Source organism: Stutzerimonas stutzeri (assembly GCF_051028275.1).
Lineage (GTDB): Bacteria > Pseudomonadota > Gammaproteobacteria > Pseudomonadales > Pseudomonadaceae > Stutzerimonas > Stutzerimonas stutzeri_AS.
The window spans coordinates 2,927,413-2,941,899 of sequence record NZ_CP069269.1 but is presented as its reverse complement, the minus strand read 5'-3'; the positions used below and the strand labels follow the sequence as shown (position 1 = coordinate 2,941,899).

The window sequence follows — 14,487 nt, the reverse complement described above, 5'->3', positions numbered from 1 at the left end:
ACAACCCAGGAAGAGGAACAGAAAATGGCGAAGATTCTCGTGCTGTACCACTCAATGTATGGCCACATCGAAACCATGGCCAACGCTGTGGCTGAAGGTGCGCGTCGTGTCGAAGGTGCTGAAGTCACCGTCAAGCGCGTGCCGGAAACCATGCCGGAAGAGGCCTTCAAGAATGCTGGCGGCAAGGTCGATCAGCAGGCGCCAGTAGCCAGCCCATCCGAGCTGGCTGATTACGACGCAATCATCGTTGGCACGCCGACTCGCTTCGGGAACATGTCCGGGCAAATGCGTACCTTCCTCGATCAGACCGGCGGGCTCTGGGCCAAGGGCGCTCTGCATGGCAAGGTCGCCAGCGTGTTCACTTCCACCGGTACTGGCGGCGGGCAGGAAATGACCATTACCTCAACCTGGACCACCCTGGCGCACCACGGGATGATTATCGTGCCGACCGGCTATGGCATCGGCGAGTTCTTCGATATTTCGCAAGTGAACGGCGGTACGCCATACGGCGCCTCGACCATCGCTGGCGGTGATGGCTCGCGCCAGCCATCCAACAAGGAACTGGCCATCGCACGCTATCAGGGCGAGCTGGTCGCTCAGACCACGATCAAGCTGAAAGGCTGATCGGCTGCCATGGTGCCGGGCGGCTTGTTTCGCCCGGCACCCGGGTAACCCAGCGCAGTCAGTCGTTTCGCAGCAATCCGTACATCAGTTCGTCGACATAGACGCTATCGCTGGCGCGTTTGTAAGCCGCTCGCTGCGTACCTTCGTGGACAAAGCCCAGGCGTTCGTAAAATGCGATTGCGCGGTGATTGTCCGCTTCAACCGTCAGTTCGACACGGGTGATGCCCGCTCGCCACAGCCGTGAAATCGCATCCCGCATCATGTCCACGGCGATGCCTCGGCCCTGAGCTTCTGGCGCCACGGCCAACGTTCCCATGTAGACCACATGGGCAGCGCGACCAAGATGCCGCTGTGCCTTGTAAAAGCCCACCACCACGCCATCGACTTCGTATACGTAGAAGCAGCCGCTCTCGAACAGAGGGTCGAATACCTTGCTGAAACGCTCGCGCGGCATCGGATCGAAGCCGAGAAAAGGGACCACCGTCTCGTGCATATAGATGTCGTAGACGCGATCGAAGTCCTCAGGGGTAACCAGTCGGCGCATTCCAACCTCCTAGGGCAACGGCGCGAACAGCGCCTCGATATCAGTCTGTTCCAGTTGCCAACTGCCTTGCTCACCGGCATCCAGCACGCCAGAAGCCAGCTCGGCTTTGCGCTGCTGCAGCTGTTGGATCTTTTCTTCGACGGTGGCCCGGGCAATCAATTTATAGACGAAAACTGGCTTGTCCTGCCCGATACGGTGCGCGCGGTCAGTGGCCTGATTTTCCGCCGCCGGATTCCACCAGGGGTCGTAGTGGATCACGGTGTCGGCCGCGGTCAGGTTCAGTCCGGTGCCTCCTGCCTTCAGGCTGATCAGAAACAGCGGGACGTCCCCGTTCTGGAATCGCTTGACAGGTGTGCGCCGATCCTTGGTGTCGCCAGTGATCTGAACGTAATCGATGGTCCGGCTCTGCAGCTCTTCTTCAATCAACGAGAGCATGGAGGTGAACTGAGAAAACAGCAGGATTCGCCGGCCTTCGGCGATCAGTTCAGTAAGCATCTCCATCAGGCTGTCGAGTTTACCGGACGTACCGCCACGGACTGGCCTGGGGCCGTTGCCCTTGACCAGGCGGAGATCGCAGCACACCTGACGCAGTTTGAGCAGCGCATCGAGGATGACGATCTGGCTGCTCGCTAGGCCTTTGCGGTGGATCTCTTCGCGGACCTTGCTATCCATGGCCAGTCGCACGGTTTCGTACAGGTCGCGCTGGGCCGGGCTGAGTTCGACCCAGTGCAGTATCTCGTTCTTTGGCGGCAGGTCCTGGGCAACCTGTTCCTTGCGGCGCCTGAGCAGAAAGGGTCTTGTCCGTTTGGTAAGGTGCTCCAGCCTGTCAGCGTCACCGTGCTTCTCGATTGGGGTGCGGTAGTTCCGGTTGAATTGCTTGATATCGCCCAGCCAGCCCGGCATCAGAAATTGAAACAGGGACCAGAGTTCGCCCAGATGATTTTCCAACGGCGTGCCTGTAAGGCAGAGGCGCTGGCGCGCATCCAGGCGTCCAGCCGCTTGCGCCGCCTTGCTACTGGCATTCTTGATGTTCTGGGCTTCGTCGAGCACCAGCACATGCAGCGGGACTTCTGCTAGCAGGTCGATATCTCTGGGCAGCAGTGCATAGGTAGTAAGCAGGAGGTCGTAGTCGGTCAGGTGCTGATAAAGCTGTCGACGCGTCGTCCCGTGCAGGGTCGCCACTTTCAGCGATGGCGCAAAGCGGGCTGCTTCGTCCTGCCAATTGGGAATGAGCGTGGTGGGCATCACGACAAGGGAAGGGCGGTCGAGCTTACCTGCTTGCTTCTCCAGTAACAGGTGAGCAAGAGTCTGCAGCGTTTTGCCCAGGCCCATGTCGTCGCCAAGGATGCCGCCAACCTCAAGCGTCCGTAGCGTTTGCATCCAGCGCAGGCCGTCCAGCTGATAGGGGCGCAATGTTGCGTTCAGATCCTGCGGCGGGCTGATGTCTGCTTTGTGGAAATCCCGCAGTCGCCGGGCGAAATTTCGCACGTGCTCACCGCCGTTCCAATGCAAAGGGAGCGCATCCAGTCCTGCCAGTCGGGCCGCATCGGACCGCTCCAGCCGCAAGTTTTCACCCTGCGGCTGCTCTTGCAGATAAAGCTCCGAAAGGGTTGCGAGAATGGGCTTCAAACGACCGAATGGCAGCAGCACTTGCAAAGGCTGCTCATCACCTTCACGACGTCGGTCAAGTTGCACCCGAAGATTTTCGTCGTCGCCGCGTTGCGCCAACGCATGCGCTGAAAGCAACGCCGGGTTGCGTCTGATCAGCCCGAGCAGGACCGGCAACAGGCTGATCTGCTCACCTTCGACGACAATGCCAAGTTCAAGGTCGAACCAGCTGTGCTCGGGCGGTTCGTCGACCTCGACGTACCAGGCATCGATCGGTGTCACGTCATAGGCAAAGCCGGGCTGCATGACGACCTGCCAGCCTTGCTCACGCAGCGGGGAGAGCTGGGTTTGAGTGAAATTCAGCCAGGCCGCCTCGCTCTGCAGCTCGAACATCTCTGCCGAATCCTTGGGGAGTGCCTGACTCTGGCGCAGCGCTGGGCGGAAACCCAGCCGCTGTAGCTGCTGACGCAGCGTCTGTTCCACGTCTGGCTGGCGGGCGATGCTCAGCACCCGGGCGCCCTCGGTCTGCCGAACACGCTGGCCGGGCTTGGCTTTGCCGTGAACCTTGGTTTTGCCGTAGAGGAAACTCAGCCCCGCACGATGCTGGTGCTCGCTGACCATGCGGCCGCTGCTGGCTTGATAGTTGACCGACTGGTGGCTCCCAAGGCTCAGGTAGGGCAGCGGAGGCATGTCATCGATCTGATGTTCTTCGGGTTTGCCAGGTGCTGGCAACTGCGGGGCGATTTCGTGCAGCGTCAGGCTGAAAAGGGCTGCCTGGGCGGACGGAACCGAGGGCGCGTCGAGCAAATGCCGGGCCAGTGACATAGGCAGACCGTGATCGACGATGCCTACTTCATTACGGGTTCTGTCGATGTAATACAGCGGGTCCACAGCGGTGATCAGCTCGCCCTGGGCTTCAGTCATGTCCAAGTCAGGCTGGAAATCGCCATCGGGTTTCTCGTTCCAGTTGAAACGCGCCTGTCGTGATCGGCCGGGTTGCAGGGCCGGTTGATCCCAGCCGAGAAAGGTGCGGCCGGTCTCGACAACCAGGCGCAGGATTTCACCGCCGTTCTCGCCATGAAGGCTAAAACCGTTGCCTGCCGTACGGCCCAGCGTTGCCAGTGCAGCAATACGCAGATCCAGCGGTTGCATGAAAGTCGGCTGGCGGAAGCCGGCTTCACGCAGACCGTAATAGGGCTGCCGATCGCCCCAGGCGCCGTCCTTATGTTGACGCACCTTGTAGACCTCAATAGAGAAGTCGGGACGCAGAAGATAATGCAGGCACCAGCCTTTGCCCGATTGCAGGCCGTCACCCAACGCTTGCGGGAGCTGCGATAGCCATTGCTCCAGCCGATCAGGGAAGCGTTCTCCGACGTGTTCGCTCTGCCTGGCGGGCTGCGTTTCAAGCGTTGCAATCAGGGCAACGCAATGTTTGCAGTTCCGACCGACCGGACAGCTGCAGATGCAGCTGAGTCTGCCATCACGGGACAGCTCAAGTGACTGATGATAGACGCTGCCGGCTGAACCACGACACGTCGCTTCGACGTACCGCGAGTCCTCCCGCACAATCCTGACGCGGTTTTCCGTTGCGTACTGCTGGCCCCTGGCGATTGCGTTATCTGAAAACGGCAATCGCCAGGCGTCAGGCAGATTGGGTAGGAAGTCACCCTGCATCGGCGGGTCGAGTGGCAAGCACGTGCGTCATCGCCATCGTTACGGTTTGTCCGCAGACAAACGTTCGAGTAGCGCTTCAAGGGTGTTGAAGCGCTCTTCGGCACGCTCCATAGGCACCTGAAACTTGAAAATGGTGGCGCCTTCGAACTTGTAGCGGTTGGGCTGGCTCTGGATCATCTTGATCAGCACCATCGGGTCGACGCTGGTGTCGGCAGCAAACTCGATACGCCCGCCTTGAGGCCCGGCGTCGATCTTGGTGATACCGAGGCTGGCAGCCTGCAACTTGAGCAAGGTGAGCCGGACCAGATGCTTGGCCGGCTCGGGCAGTAGTCCGAACCTATCGATCATCTCCACCTGCAGTTCCCGCAGGCCATTTTCATCGGCAGCATTGGCGATGCGCTTGTAAAGGATCAGACGTGCATGCACATCCGGTAGGTAATCTTCCGGTATCAGCGCAGGCACGCGCAAATTGATTTCGGGACCGCCGCCCAGCGGTTGGTCGAGGTTCGGCTGTTCCCCTTTTTGAATGGACTTGACTGCCCGTTCGAGCATTTCCATGTAGAGGGTGAAGCCGACGGCCTGAATCTGTCCGCTCTGGCCGTCGCCGAGCAGCTCGCCCGCGCCGCGAATCTCCAAATCATGAGTAGCCAATACGAAACCAGCACCGAGATCCTGTGCGTTGGCGATGGCCTCAAGCCGCTTTTCGGCATCGGGCGTCATGGCCTTACGCGGCGGCGTCAGCAGGTAGGCATACGCCTGGTGATGACTGCGACCGACCCGGCCCCGTAACTGATGCAGCTGGGCCAGACCGAACTTGTCGGCTCGCTCGATGATGATGGTATTGGCGCTCGGCACGTCGATGCCCGTCTCGATGATCGTCGAGGCGATCAGCACGTTGAAACGTTTGTGGTAGAAGTCGCCCATCACCTGTTCGAGCTCACGCTCGCGCATCTGGCCATGGCCTACCCCGATGCGCGCTTCCGGCACCAGTTCGGCGAGATCAGCGGCGCATTTCTCGATCGTCTTCACGTCGTTGTGCAGGTAATAGACCTGACCGCCACGCAGCAGCTCGCGCAGCAGCGCCTCCTTGATGACCGAGTTCTGCTGCTCCATCACGAATGTGCGCACAGAGAGTCGACGCGCAGGTGGCGTGGCGATGATGGACAGATCGCGCATGCCCGCGACAGCCATGTTGAGTGTCCGCGGGATCGGCGTGGCGGTTAGGGTCAGGATGTCCACTTCGCTGCGCAGCGCCTTGAGCTGTTCCTTCTGGCGTACCCCGAAGCGGTGTTCTTCGTCGATGATCACAAGCCCGAGATTGGTGAACTTCACATCGTCCTGCAGCAACTTGTGCGTGCCGATTAGGATGTCCACCTTGCCTTCGGCCAGCTGATCCACAGCCGCCTGAATCTCCTTGGAAGATTTGAAGCGGCTCATTACCTCGACGCGTACCGGCCAATCAGCGAAACGGTCTCGAAAGCTGTTGTAATGCTGTTGGGCGAGCAGGGTGGTGGGCACCAACACGGCAACCTGGCGGCCACTATGTACCGCGATGAAGGCGGCTCGCATGGCCACCTCGGTCTTGCCGAAGCCCACGTCGCCACAGATCAAACGGTCCATTGGCCTAGGTGCCAACATGTCGTTGCGCACGGCTTCGATGGCGGCCTGCTGGTCCGGCGTTTCCTCGAACGGGAAGCCGGCGCTGAAGGTTTCGTAATCAAGCTGCGGATCTTCGAAGGCGTAGCCTTCTCGCGCAGCGCGGCGGGCGTAGATATCGAGCAGTTCGGCTGCAACGTCGCGGACCTGTTCAGCTGCCTTTCGCTTGGCTTTTTGCCAGGTTTCCGAGCCCAGCCGATGCAGTGGAGCCAGTGCGTCATCGCTGCCGGTGTAGCGGGCGATCAGGTGCAGGCTGGAAACCGGTACGTAGAGTTTGGCGTCCTCTGCGTACTGCAGCATGAGGAACTCGGCGGCCTGGCCTTCGATTTCCAGCGTGACCAAGCCGTGATAACGACCGACACCGTGATCGATGTGAACCACTGGCGCGCCTTCACGCAGCTCGGTAAGGTTTTTGATGACGTTTTCGCCGGCGTCGCGACCTTTTTCCCGACGGCGGCGCTGCATAATGCGTTGGCCAAACAGCGGGCTTTCGGCAATGAGTGCGATAGCCGGATCTTGCAGCAGCAAACCGTCGTCCAGCGGTGCAATCGAGATTGCCAGGCGCTCGCCGCTCTCGACGAACTGAGGCCAGCCCGATACCTCCACCGGGCGCAGCTTCAAGCGAGCCAATAGTTCCAGCAGGACCTCCCGGCGTCCGGCTGACTCGGCAGTGAAGAGCACGCGACCGGGAAATCCGTCGAGGAACCGGCGAAGCGCGCCGAGTGGTTCGCTGGCCTTGGCGTCAATCGCAAGTTCCGGGAAGCGACTGGCGGCGAAGCGTTCACGGCCGATGCCGCTCTCCACATCATCCTTGCTGGCCACAACACGTGGCCAGAGCTTCAGATGAGCGAAGCAATCCTCGACGGCCATGAACAATTCTGCTGGTGGCAGAAGTGGCCGCTCCGGATCGACGCGACGTTCTTCGTAGCGAGTACGGACGTCTTTCCAGAAGTGCTCCGCAGCCTGTTCGATACCCGGCAGCGAGAAGACTTGGGTGTCCTTCGGCAGATAATCGAACAGTGTGGACGTCTCGTCGAAGAACAGCGGCAGGTAGTATTCGATCCCGGCGGGCGTGATCCCGGTGGAGAGGTCCTGATAGACCGGGCAGCGGCGGAAATCCACATCGAAGCGTTCGCGGAAGCGCGCACGAAACCCGGTGACTGACTCCTTTTTCAGCGGGAATTCGCGAGCCGGTAGCAGGCGGATCGATTCAACCTTATCGATTGACCGCTGGTTTTCAGGATCGAAGGTGCGCAGCGTTTCGATCTCGTCGTCGAACAAGTCGATGCGGTAGGGCAGAGGGCTGCCCATCGGAAACAGGTCGATCAACGCGCCACGAACGGCGAACTCGCCGTGTTCGTAGACCGTATCGACGCAGCGGTAGCCGGCGGCCTCGAGGCGCGCACGCATCTGCTCGACGTCAAGCGTCTGGCCGACATCCAGCACCAGGCTGGAACCAAGCAAAAACCGCTTCGGGGCCAGTTTGTGTAGCGCTGTTGTGATGGGAACTACCAGGACGCCGTGGGTCAGTTCCGGCAGCTGATAAAGCGCTGCGATTCGCTGGGAGATGATGTCCTGATGGGGTGAAAACACGTCATAGGGCAGCGTTTCCCAGTCTGGAAAGTGCAGAACAGGCAAGTCAGGCGCAAAGAAGGCAAGCTCTTCCTGCAAGCGCTCGGCGCTCTGGCTGTCAGCAGTAAGAAGAAGCGTGAATCGATCTGCGTTGCTGGCTGCTTCGGCAATGGCCAGACTCAACGCGGCTCCAGGAAGGTTGCCCCAGGTTTGCTTGCCGCTGGCGGCAGGCATGGGCGGAAGGCGCAATACGGACACGAGTGGGCGTGGCTCCGGTCTGAAAAAATGGACCGCCAGGATTGTAACTATCCGCGCGGGACGCTGTCAGTGTTTCGGCTGCACAGATTGCCGGCGCTAGGGTGCGCCGGCATAATGTAGCCCTTTTTCTCAGCCCCTACATGTTGGAAGGAACTGCCCCGTGACTCAGAAGCCCGACCAGTGTCTTGGTGAATGGATTGATCGAGAAGCCCTCGCCGAAGCGATGATTCCGCTGATTGGTCAGCTGTATCGTAACAACAACGTGGTGACTTCCATCTATGGCCGTGGGTTGATCAACCGTTCGGTCATTGCACTGCTCAAGGCGCATCGTTTCGCTCGCCACCGTCAGGCAGACGAAGCCGAGCTATGCGTCAATGAAACCCATCAGATCCTAACCACCATGAGCCAGATGGACCTGGGCGCCGCTTCGGTCGACCTGGGGAAGGTCGTGGCGAAGTTCAAGGCCGAGGGTAACGGCCGCAGCCTTGATCAGTTCGTGCGTGACGAGTTGGCTGAGGTCGCTGGCAAGCGCAACACCACAGGCGTTCACAAGGGCACCGACGTGGTGCTGTATGGTTTCGGTCGCATCGGTCGCTTGCTGGCCCGCATCCTGATCGAGAAGACAGGTGGCGGCGATGGTCTGCGTTTGCGTGCCATCGTTGTGCGCAAGGGTGCTGAAAACGACTTGATCAAGCGTGCCAGCCTGCTGCGTCGCGATTCGGTACATGGTCCGTTCGAAGGCACCATCCATATCGATGCCGAAAACAACACCATCACTGCCAACGGCAATCTGATCCAGGTTATCTATTCCAACGATCCTGCCTCGGTTGATTACACGCAATACGGAATAGAAAACGCCCTGCTGGTCGACAACACCGGCAAATGGCGCGATGCCGAAGGTCTGAGCCAGCACCTCAAGTGCCCAGGCGTGGACCGAGTGGTGCTGACTGCGCCTGGAAAAGGCGAGCTGAAGAACATCGTTCATGGCATCAATCATGGCGAGATCACGGCTGATGACAAAATCGTTTCAGCCGCGTCCTGCACCACCAACGCAATCGTGCCGGTCCTCAAGGCAGTCAACGATCAGTACGGCATCGTCAACGGTCATGTCGAGACCGTGCATTCCTATACCAACGACCAGAACTTGATCGACAACTTCCACAAAGGAAGTCGCCGTGGACGTAGCGCCGCGCTGAACATGGTCATCACCGAAACGGGTGCTGCAACCGCTGCTGCAAAAGCGCTGCCGGTACTCAAGGGCAAGCTGACGGGTAATGCCATTCGCGTCCCGACGCCGAACGTCTCCATGGCGATTCTCAACCTGAACCTGGAAAAGGCGACATGCCGCGAAGAGATCAACGAGTACCTGCGCCAGATGGCCATGCACTCGGATCTTCAGAAGCAGATTGACTTCGTCAATTCGCAAGAGGTTGTTTCAAGTGATTTCGTCGGTTCGCGGCATGCAGGCGTGGTCGATGCCGAGGCGACGATCTGCAGCGACAACCGTGTCGTACTGTATGTCTGGTATGACAACGAGTTCGGGTACAGCTGCCAGGTAGTACGTGTAATGGAAGATATGGCGGGCGTTAACCCGCCTGCGTTCCCACGCTAAGACAGCGTACAGCGTTGAAAAATACGGGAGCTTCGGCTCCCGTTTTTCGTATTTACGGCACCTTCAGAATGTCCCGGCCGATGCGCTTGCGGTCGGAGCGTCAATAGTCGGTTGCGGATGACCGCTTGTCTTTAGTCAAAAATTTGGAAGACCTTGGGTGGTCAGTCACGGGTTGCGGCCTCTATAATCGGGCGGATTTCTACCTGGGCCCGTGGCAAAGCGCCGCGCTGATGACTTTTCAGCGCGCGTCGTGTAATCCGACCTTCAGCTAAATCGCTGGGCCCGTAAAAAAAGTCTTTTAAAATCAGTGGTTAGGCGAGCCGATGATCAATATAAAACGTGGGCTAGATTTGCCCATTGCAGGTGCGCCGGCGCAGCGTATCGAGGCTGGAAAGCCCGTGCGAAGCGTCGCCGTAGTAGGGTTTGATTACCCGGGCATGAAACCGACCATGGAAGTGCAGGTCGGCGATCGGGTGAAGTTGGGCCAGGTGTTGTTTTCGGATAAGAAGACACCGGGCGTTCATTTCACCGCCCCTGGCGCAGGTGTAGTCGCCGCGGTTCATCGTGGCGAAAAGCGCGTCCTGCAATCGGTCGTCATCGATCTGGAAGGCACTGAAGAGCTGACTTTCAACCAGTACGGCAGTGCTGAGCTGGAAGGGCTGGGTGACCAAAAGGTGCGTGAAAATCTGCAGCAGGCTGGTCTATGGGCTGCGTTGCGCACACGTCCTTATAGCAAAGTGCCTTCGATCGATGCCGTTCCCAGTTCGGTCTTCGTAACGGCCATTGACACTCATCCGCTGGCTGCCGATCCGGCATTGATCATCCATGAGCGTGCATCAGATTTCGAAGCGGGACTCAAGGTTCTCGGCAATCTGGGCAAGGTTTTTCTGTGCAAAGCCGAAGGTGCTTCGCTGCCTGGCGAACAGATAGCGAATGTTCAGACTGAAAGCTTCGCCGGTCCGCACCCTGCCGGTCTGGCCGGTACACACATTCACTTTCTTGACCCGGTTAGCACCACCAAAAGCGTGTGGACGATCGGCTACCAGGACGTGATCGCGATCGGTGCGCTGTTTCTCACCGGTAAGCTATCGGTCGAGCGTGTGGTTTCGTTGGCCGGCCCGGTCGTCGAAACGCCTCGCCTTGTGCGTACTCGTCTGGGCGCCAATCTCGATGAGCTGACCGCTGGCGAGCTGCAGCCTGGCGCAAACCGTGTCGTGTCCGGGTCTGTCTTGGGTGGCCGTACGGCACATGGCGCTTTTGCCTTCCTCGGTCGTTATCACCAGCAAGTGTCCTGCCTGCGTGAAGGCAGGGAGCGGGAAATGTTGCATTACCTGCGTGCCGGTAGCGACAAGCACTCGATCCTCAATATCTATATCTCCAAGCTGATGGGTGGTAAGAAGTTCGCTTTTTCCACCTCAACCAACGGCAGCCCTCGCGCCATGGTGCCGGTTGGCAACTATGAAGAAGTCATGCCGCTGGACATTCTGCCGACTCAACTGCTGCGGTCGTTGATCGTTGGTGATACCGAGGTTGCCCAGAAGCTTGGTTGCCTTGAGCTCGATGAGGAAGACCTGGCGTTGTGTACTTACGTCTGTGCCGGCAAGTACGAGTACGGCCCGATCCTGCGAGACAATTTGACCCGTATTGAGAAGGAGGGTTAAGGCATGGGCATTCGCGCATTCCTCGACAAGATCGAGCACAACTTCGAGAAGGGCGGCAAGTACGAGAAGTGGTACGCGCTTTACGAAGCGGCGGACACGTTCCTTTACCGTCCCGGCAGCGTCACCAAGACCACGGCTCACGTACGCGATGGTATCGACCTGAAGCGGATGATGATTACCGTTTGGCTCTGCACCTTTCCGGCGATGTTCTTCGGTATGTGGAATACCGGCTACCAGGCCAACCTGATCTATGCGCAAAGTCCGGATCTGCTTGCTGCGCAGCAGGGCTGGCAGTTCGCGTTGGTCAGCGCGCTTGCAGGCTTCGACCCGACCAGCGCCTGGGATAATTTTATCCAAGGAGCGGCCTATTTCCTGCCTGTCTACGCGGTGACTTTCATCGTTGGCGGGTTCTGGGAAGTACTGTTTGCGTCGATTCGCAAACACGAGGTCAACGAAGGTTTCTTCGTCACTTCCGTGCTGTTTGCGCTGACCTTGCCGCCAAGCATCCCGCTTTGGCAAGTCGCGCTGGGAATCAGCTTCGGTATCGTGATTGGCAAGGAAATCTTCGGCGGTACGGGTAAGAACTTCCTCAATCCAGCTTTGACCGGTCGTGCCTTCCTCTTCTTTGCCTACCCGGCACAGATGTCTGGCGACGCTGTTTGGACAGCAGTTGACGGCTATGCCAGCGCTACCGCGCTGAGTCTGGGCTTTGCAGGTGGCATCGAAAATGTCGTAGAGAGCGGCATTACCTGGATGGACGCGTTTGTCGGCACTATCCATGGTTCGATGGGTGAAACCAGTACTCTGGCCATTTTCATCGGCGGTGCGGTGCTGCTTCTGACGAAGATCGCTTCGATGCGTATCGTTGCAGGCACCATGATCGGCATGATCGCCCTGAGCTCGCTGTTCAACTTCATCGGCTCGGATAGCAATCCATTGTTCGCGATGCCTTGGTACTGGCATATGGTTGTGGGTGGTTTCGCCTTTGGCCTGATCTACATGACCACCGACCCCGTGTCGGCAGCGATGACCAATACCGGTAAATGGGTCTATGGCATCTTCATCGGCGTTATGGTGGTGCTGATCCGTGTAGTCAACCCGGCCTTCCCCGAGGGCATGATGCTGGCGATTTTGTTCGCCAACCTTTGTGCACCCTTGATTGACCACTTTGTCATTCAGGCCAATATCAAGCGGAGGCTGGCACGTAATGTCTAGTCAAAAAGAATCCACTGTCCGCACGTTGACAGTGGCCCTGTTGGTTTGCCTGGTGTGCTCGGTATTCGTAGCAGGCGCTGCTGTCGCGCTACGCCCGACACAGCTTGAAAACCGTCAGCTCGATAAGCAGCGCAGTATCCTGGCGATTGCCGGGCTTGGTGAGGCAGGGATGTCTGGCGCCGAGGTCAAAGCGCTGTATAAAGAACGCATCGTTGCCAAGCTGGTCAATCTCGAAACTGGCAAGTTCAGTGACGAGTTCGATCCGAATAACTTCGATCCGCTGGTCGCTGCAAAGGATCCACAACTGTCCGACGCACTGCCTCCAGAACAGGACATCGCCTCGATCAAGCGCCGTGAGAAGTACAGCGTGGTCTACATCGTCGAAACCGATGGCGAGTTGGACACCTTGGTGCTTCCCGTGCGTGGCTACGGCCTTTGGTCGACGCTCTATGGTTTCCTGGCCCTTCAGGAAGACCTGAACACCGTAGCCGGTCTGGGCTTCTACCAGCACGGTGAGACGCCGGGTCTGGGCGGAGAGGTGGACAATCCCAAGTGGCGCAGCCTCTGGGAAGGGAAGAAGTTGTTCAACGAGGACGGTGAGCTGGCGATTGAGGTCGTCAAAGGTGGAGTCGATCCGCAGAGCCCGAAAGCTGATTATAGGGTCGACGCGCTTGCTGGTGCGACGTTGACCAGCAACGGGGTCAACAACCTGTTGCATTTCTGGCTCGGTGAAAACGGCTTCGGTCCTTTTATCGCTAACCTGCGCGCTGGGGAGGCTTGAGTATGTCGCAACCTACTATTAAGGAAGTCCTGTTCAATCCGGTCTTCAATAACAACCCCATCGGCCTGCAGATCCTCGGTATCTGTTCGGCGTTGGCAGTTACCTCCAATCTGAAGACGGCGTTGGTGATGTCCATCGCGCTGACACTGGTTGTGGCGTTTTCCAACCTGTTCATCTCGATGATCCGCAGCCAGATTCCTGGCTCCATCCGGATGATCGTGCAGATGGTGATCATTGCGTCACTGGTTATCCTGGTTGATCAGGTCCTGAAGGCCTATGCGTTCTCGCTGTCAAAGCAGCTTTCGGTGTTCGTTGGACTGATCATCACCAACTGTATCGTCATGGGACGTGCTGAAGCGTTCGCGATGCAGAACCCACCGATGCTGTCATTTTTTGACGGTCTGGGTAACGGCTTGGGTTACAGCGCGATGCTGATTGCGCTTGGGATCCTTCGGGAGCTTTTTGGCGCTGGTAAGCTGATGGGCTACACCATTCTTCCGATCGTAAACGACGGAGGCTGGTATGTGCCGAACGGCATGATGCTGTTGCCGCCGTCAGCCTTCTTCCTGATTGGTCTGTTCATTTGGGGCATTCGTAGCTGGAAACGGGATCAGGTCGAGAAGCCGTCGTTCAAGATGGCGCCTCAGGTCTCCAATAAGGAGGCTTACTAATGGAGCATTACATCAGCCTGTTCGTCCGCGCCGTGTTCATCGAGAACATGGCCCTGGCGTTCTTCCTCGGCATGTGTACGTTCATTGCCATTTCCAAGAAGGTCGAAACAGCTATCGGCCTGGGTATTGCGGTCATCGTGGTGCAGGCCATCACGGTTCCGGCCAACAACCTGATCTACACATACCTGCTGAAGGCCGGTGCGCTGTCATGGGCTGGTTTGCCTGAAGTCGACCTGAGCTTCCTCGGTCTGCTGAGCTACATCGGTGTGATCGCGGCGATCGTGCAGATTCTGGAGATGACCCTCGACAAATACGTGCCCAGTCTCTACAACGCGTTGGGCGTGTTCCTTCCGTTGATCACCGTGAACTGCGCCATCATGGGTGGCACGCTGTTCATGGTCGAGCGCGATTACGACCTGGCAGAAAGTGTGGTCTATGGCATGGGTTCGGGACTCTCCTGGGCGCTCGCCATCGCCTTGCTTGCAGGCATTCGCGAGAAGCTAAAGTACAGCGATGTGCCAGACGGTCTGCAAGGCCTCGGGATTACTTTCATCACCATCGGACTGATGTCGCTGGGCTTCATGTCTTTCTCTGGCGTACAGCTGTAAGGA

General features: G+C 58.5%; 10 protein-coding genes. 7 read left to right on the top strand and 3 right to left on the bottom strand.

The genetic code is table 11. From position 1 onward, the window contains the following. The first annotated feature begins 24 nt into the window (after positions 1 to 24). On the top strand, positions 25 to 624 hold the full coding sequence (gene wrbA / locus JQR87_RS13565; RefSeq protein ID WP_407296250.1) for an NAD(P)H:quinone oxidoreductase: 600 nt from the start codon (positions 25 to 27) through the stop codon (positions 622 to 624). Positions 625 to 682: 58 nt separating this feature from the next. Here wrbA and JQR87_RS13560 read toward each other — a convergent pair whose 3' ends face one another. Genes JQR87_RS13560 through mfd form a run of 3 tightly spaced genes read right to left on the bottom strand, consistent with a single transcriptional unit; the run spans position 683 to position 7,936 of the window. Further along, positions 683 to 1,168 carry a GNAT family N-acetyltransferase gene (locus JQR87_RS13560; RefSeq protein ID WP_407296253.1) on the bottom strand — a complete coding sequence of 162 codons (486 nt, stop codon included), beginning with the start codon at positions 1,166 to 1,168 and terminating at the stop codon, positions 683 to 685. 9 nt (positions 1,169 to 1,177) lie between these two features. Beyond that, entirely contained in the window at positions 1,178 to 4,450 is a 3,273-nt protein-coding gene (locus JQR87_RS13555; protein ID WP_407297700.1) for an SNF2-related protein, read from the bottom strand. A gap of 39 nt (positions 4,451 to 4,489) precedes the next feature. Further along, complete coding sequence (gene mfd, locus JQR87_RS13550; protein ID WP_407296256.1) at positions 4,490 to 7,936, bottom strand: transcription-repair coupling factor; 3,447 nt, start codon at positions 7,934 to 7,936, stop codon at positions 4,490 to 4,492. Positions 7,937 to 8,096: 160 nt separating this feature from the next. Here mfd and JQR87_RS13545 point away from each other — a divergent pair, with 160 nt between their 5' ends. The 6 genes from JQR87_RS13545 (at position 8,097) to nqrE (ending at position 14,484) form a co-directional block, all read left to right on the top strand. After that, positions 8,097 to 9,548, top strand: a complete 1,452-nt coding sequence (locus JQR87_RS13545; RefSeq protein ID WP_407296258.1) for a glyceraldehyde-3-phosphate dehydrogenase — start codon at positions 8,097 to 8,099, stop codon at positions 9,546 to 9,548. A 323-nt stretch (positions 9,549 to 9,871) separates the two neighbouring features. Then, positions 9,872 to 11,209: a Na(+)-translocating NADH-quinone reductase subunit A gene (locus JQR87_RS13540; RefSeq protein WP_407296261.1), complete on the top strand. Its 1,338-nt coding sequence runs from the start codon at positions 9,872 to 9,874 to the stop codon at positions 11,207 to 11,209. A gap of 3 nt (positions 11,210 to 11,212) precedes the next feature. Continuing rightward, entirely contained in the window at positions 11,213 to 12,424 is a 1,212-nt protein-coding gene (locus tag JQR87_RS13535; protein WP_407296263.1) for an NADH:ubiquinone reductase (Na(+)-transporting) subunit B, read from the top strand. Beyond that, entirely contained in the window at positions 12,417 to 13,205 is a 789-nt protein-coding gene (locus tag JQR87_RS13530) for a Na(+)-translocating NADH-quinone reductase subunit C (protein WP_407296265.1), read from the top strand. The genes JQR87_RS13535 and JQR87_RS13530 overlap by 8 nt, the downstream gene beginning before the upstream one ends. Continuing rightward, complete coding sequence (locus JQR87_RS13525) at positions 13,202 to 13,876, top strand: NADH:ubiquinone reductase (Na(+)-transporting) subunit D (protein ID WP_407296267.1); 675 nt, start codon at positions 13,202 to 13,204, stop codon at positions 13,874 to 13,876. Before JQR87_RS13530 ends, JQR87_RS13525 begins: the two co-directional genes overlap by 4 nt. After that, positions 13,876 to 14,484 (top strand): NADH:ubiquinone reductase (Na(+)-transporting) subunit E, encoded by a 609-nt coding sequence (gene nqrE / locus JQR87_RS13520; protein ID WP_407296269.1) that lies wholly within the window; start codon positions 13,876 to 13,878, stop codon positions 14,482 to 14,484. Before JQR87_RS13525 ends, nqrE begins: the two co-directional genes overlap by 1 nt. Positions 14,485 to 14,487: the final 3 nt, after the last annotated feature.

Excerpts from the sequence above, each read along its gene's own strand:
- JQR87_RS13540 (WP_407296261.1), top strand. The coding sequence starts at position 9,872 with ATGATCAATATAAAACGTGGGCTAGATTTGCCCATTGCAGGTGCGCCG.
- JQR87_RS13535 (WP_407296263.1), top strand. The coding sequence starts at position 11,213 with ATGGGCATTCGCGCATTCCTCGACAAGATCGAGCACAACTTCGAGAAG.
- JQR87_RS13555 (WP_407297700.1), bottom strand. The coding sequence starts at position 4,450 with ATGCAGGGTGACTTCCTACCCAATCTGCCTGACGCCTGGCGATTGCCG.
- wrbA (WP_407296250.1), top strand. The coding sequence starts at position 25 with ATGGCGAAGATTCTCGTGCTGTACCACTCAATGTATGGCCACATCGAA.
- JQR87_RS13530 (WP_407296265.1), top strand. The coding sequence starts at position 12,417 with ATGTCTAGTCAAAAAGAATCCACTGTCCGCACGTTGACAGTGGCCCTG.
- JQR87_RS13560 (WP_407296253.1), bottom strand. The coding sequence starts at position 1,168 with ATGCGCCGACTGGTTACCCCTGAGGACTTCGATCGCGTCTACGACATC.
- nqrE (WP_407296269.1), top strand. The coding sequence starts at position 13,876 with ATGGAGCATTACATCAGCCTGTTCGTCCGCGCCGTGTTCATCGAGAAC.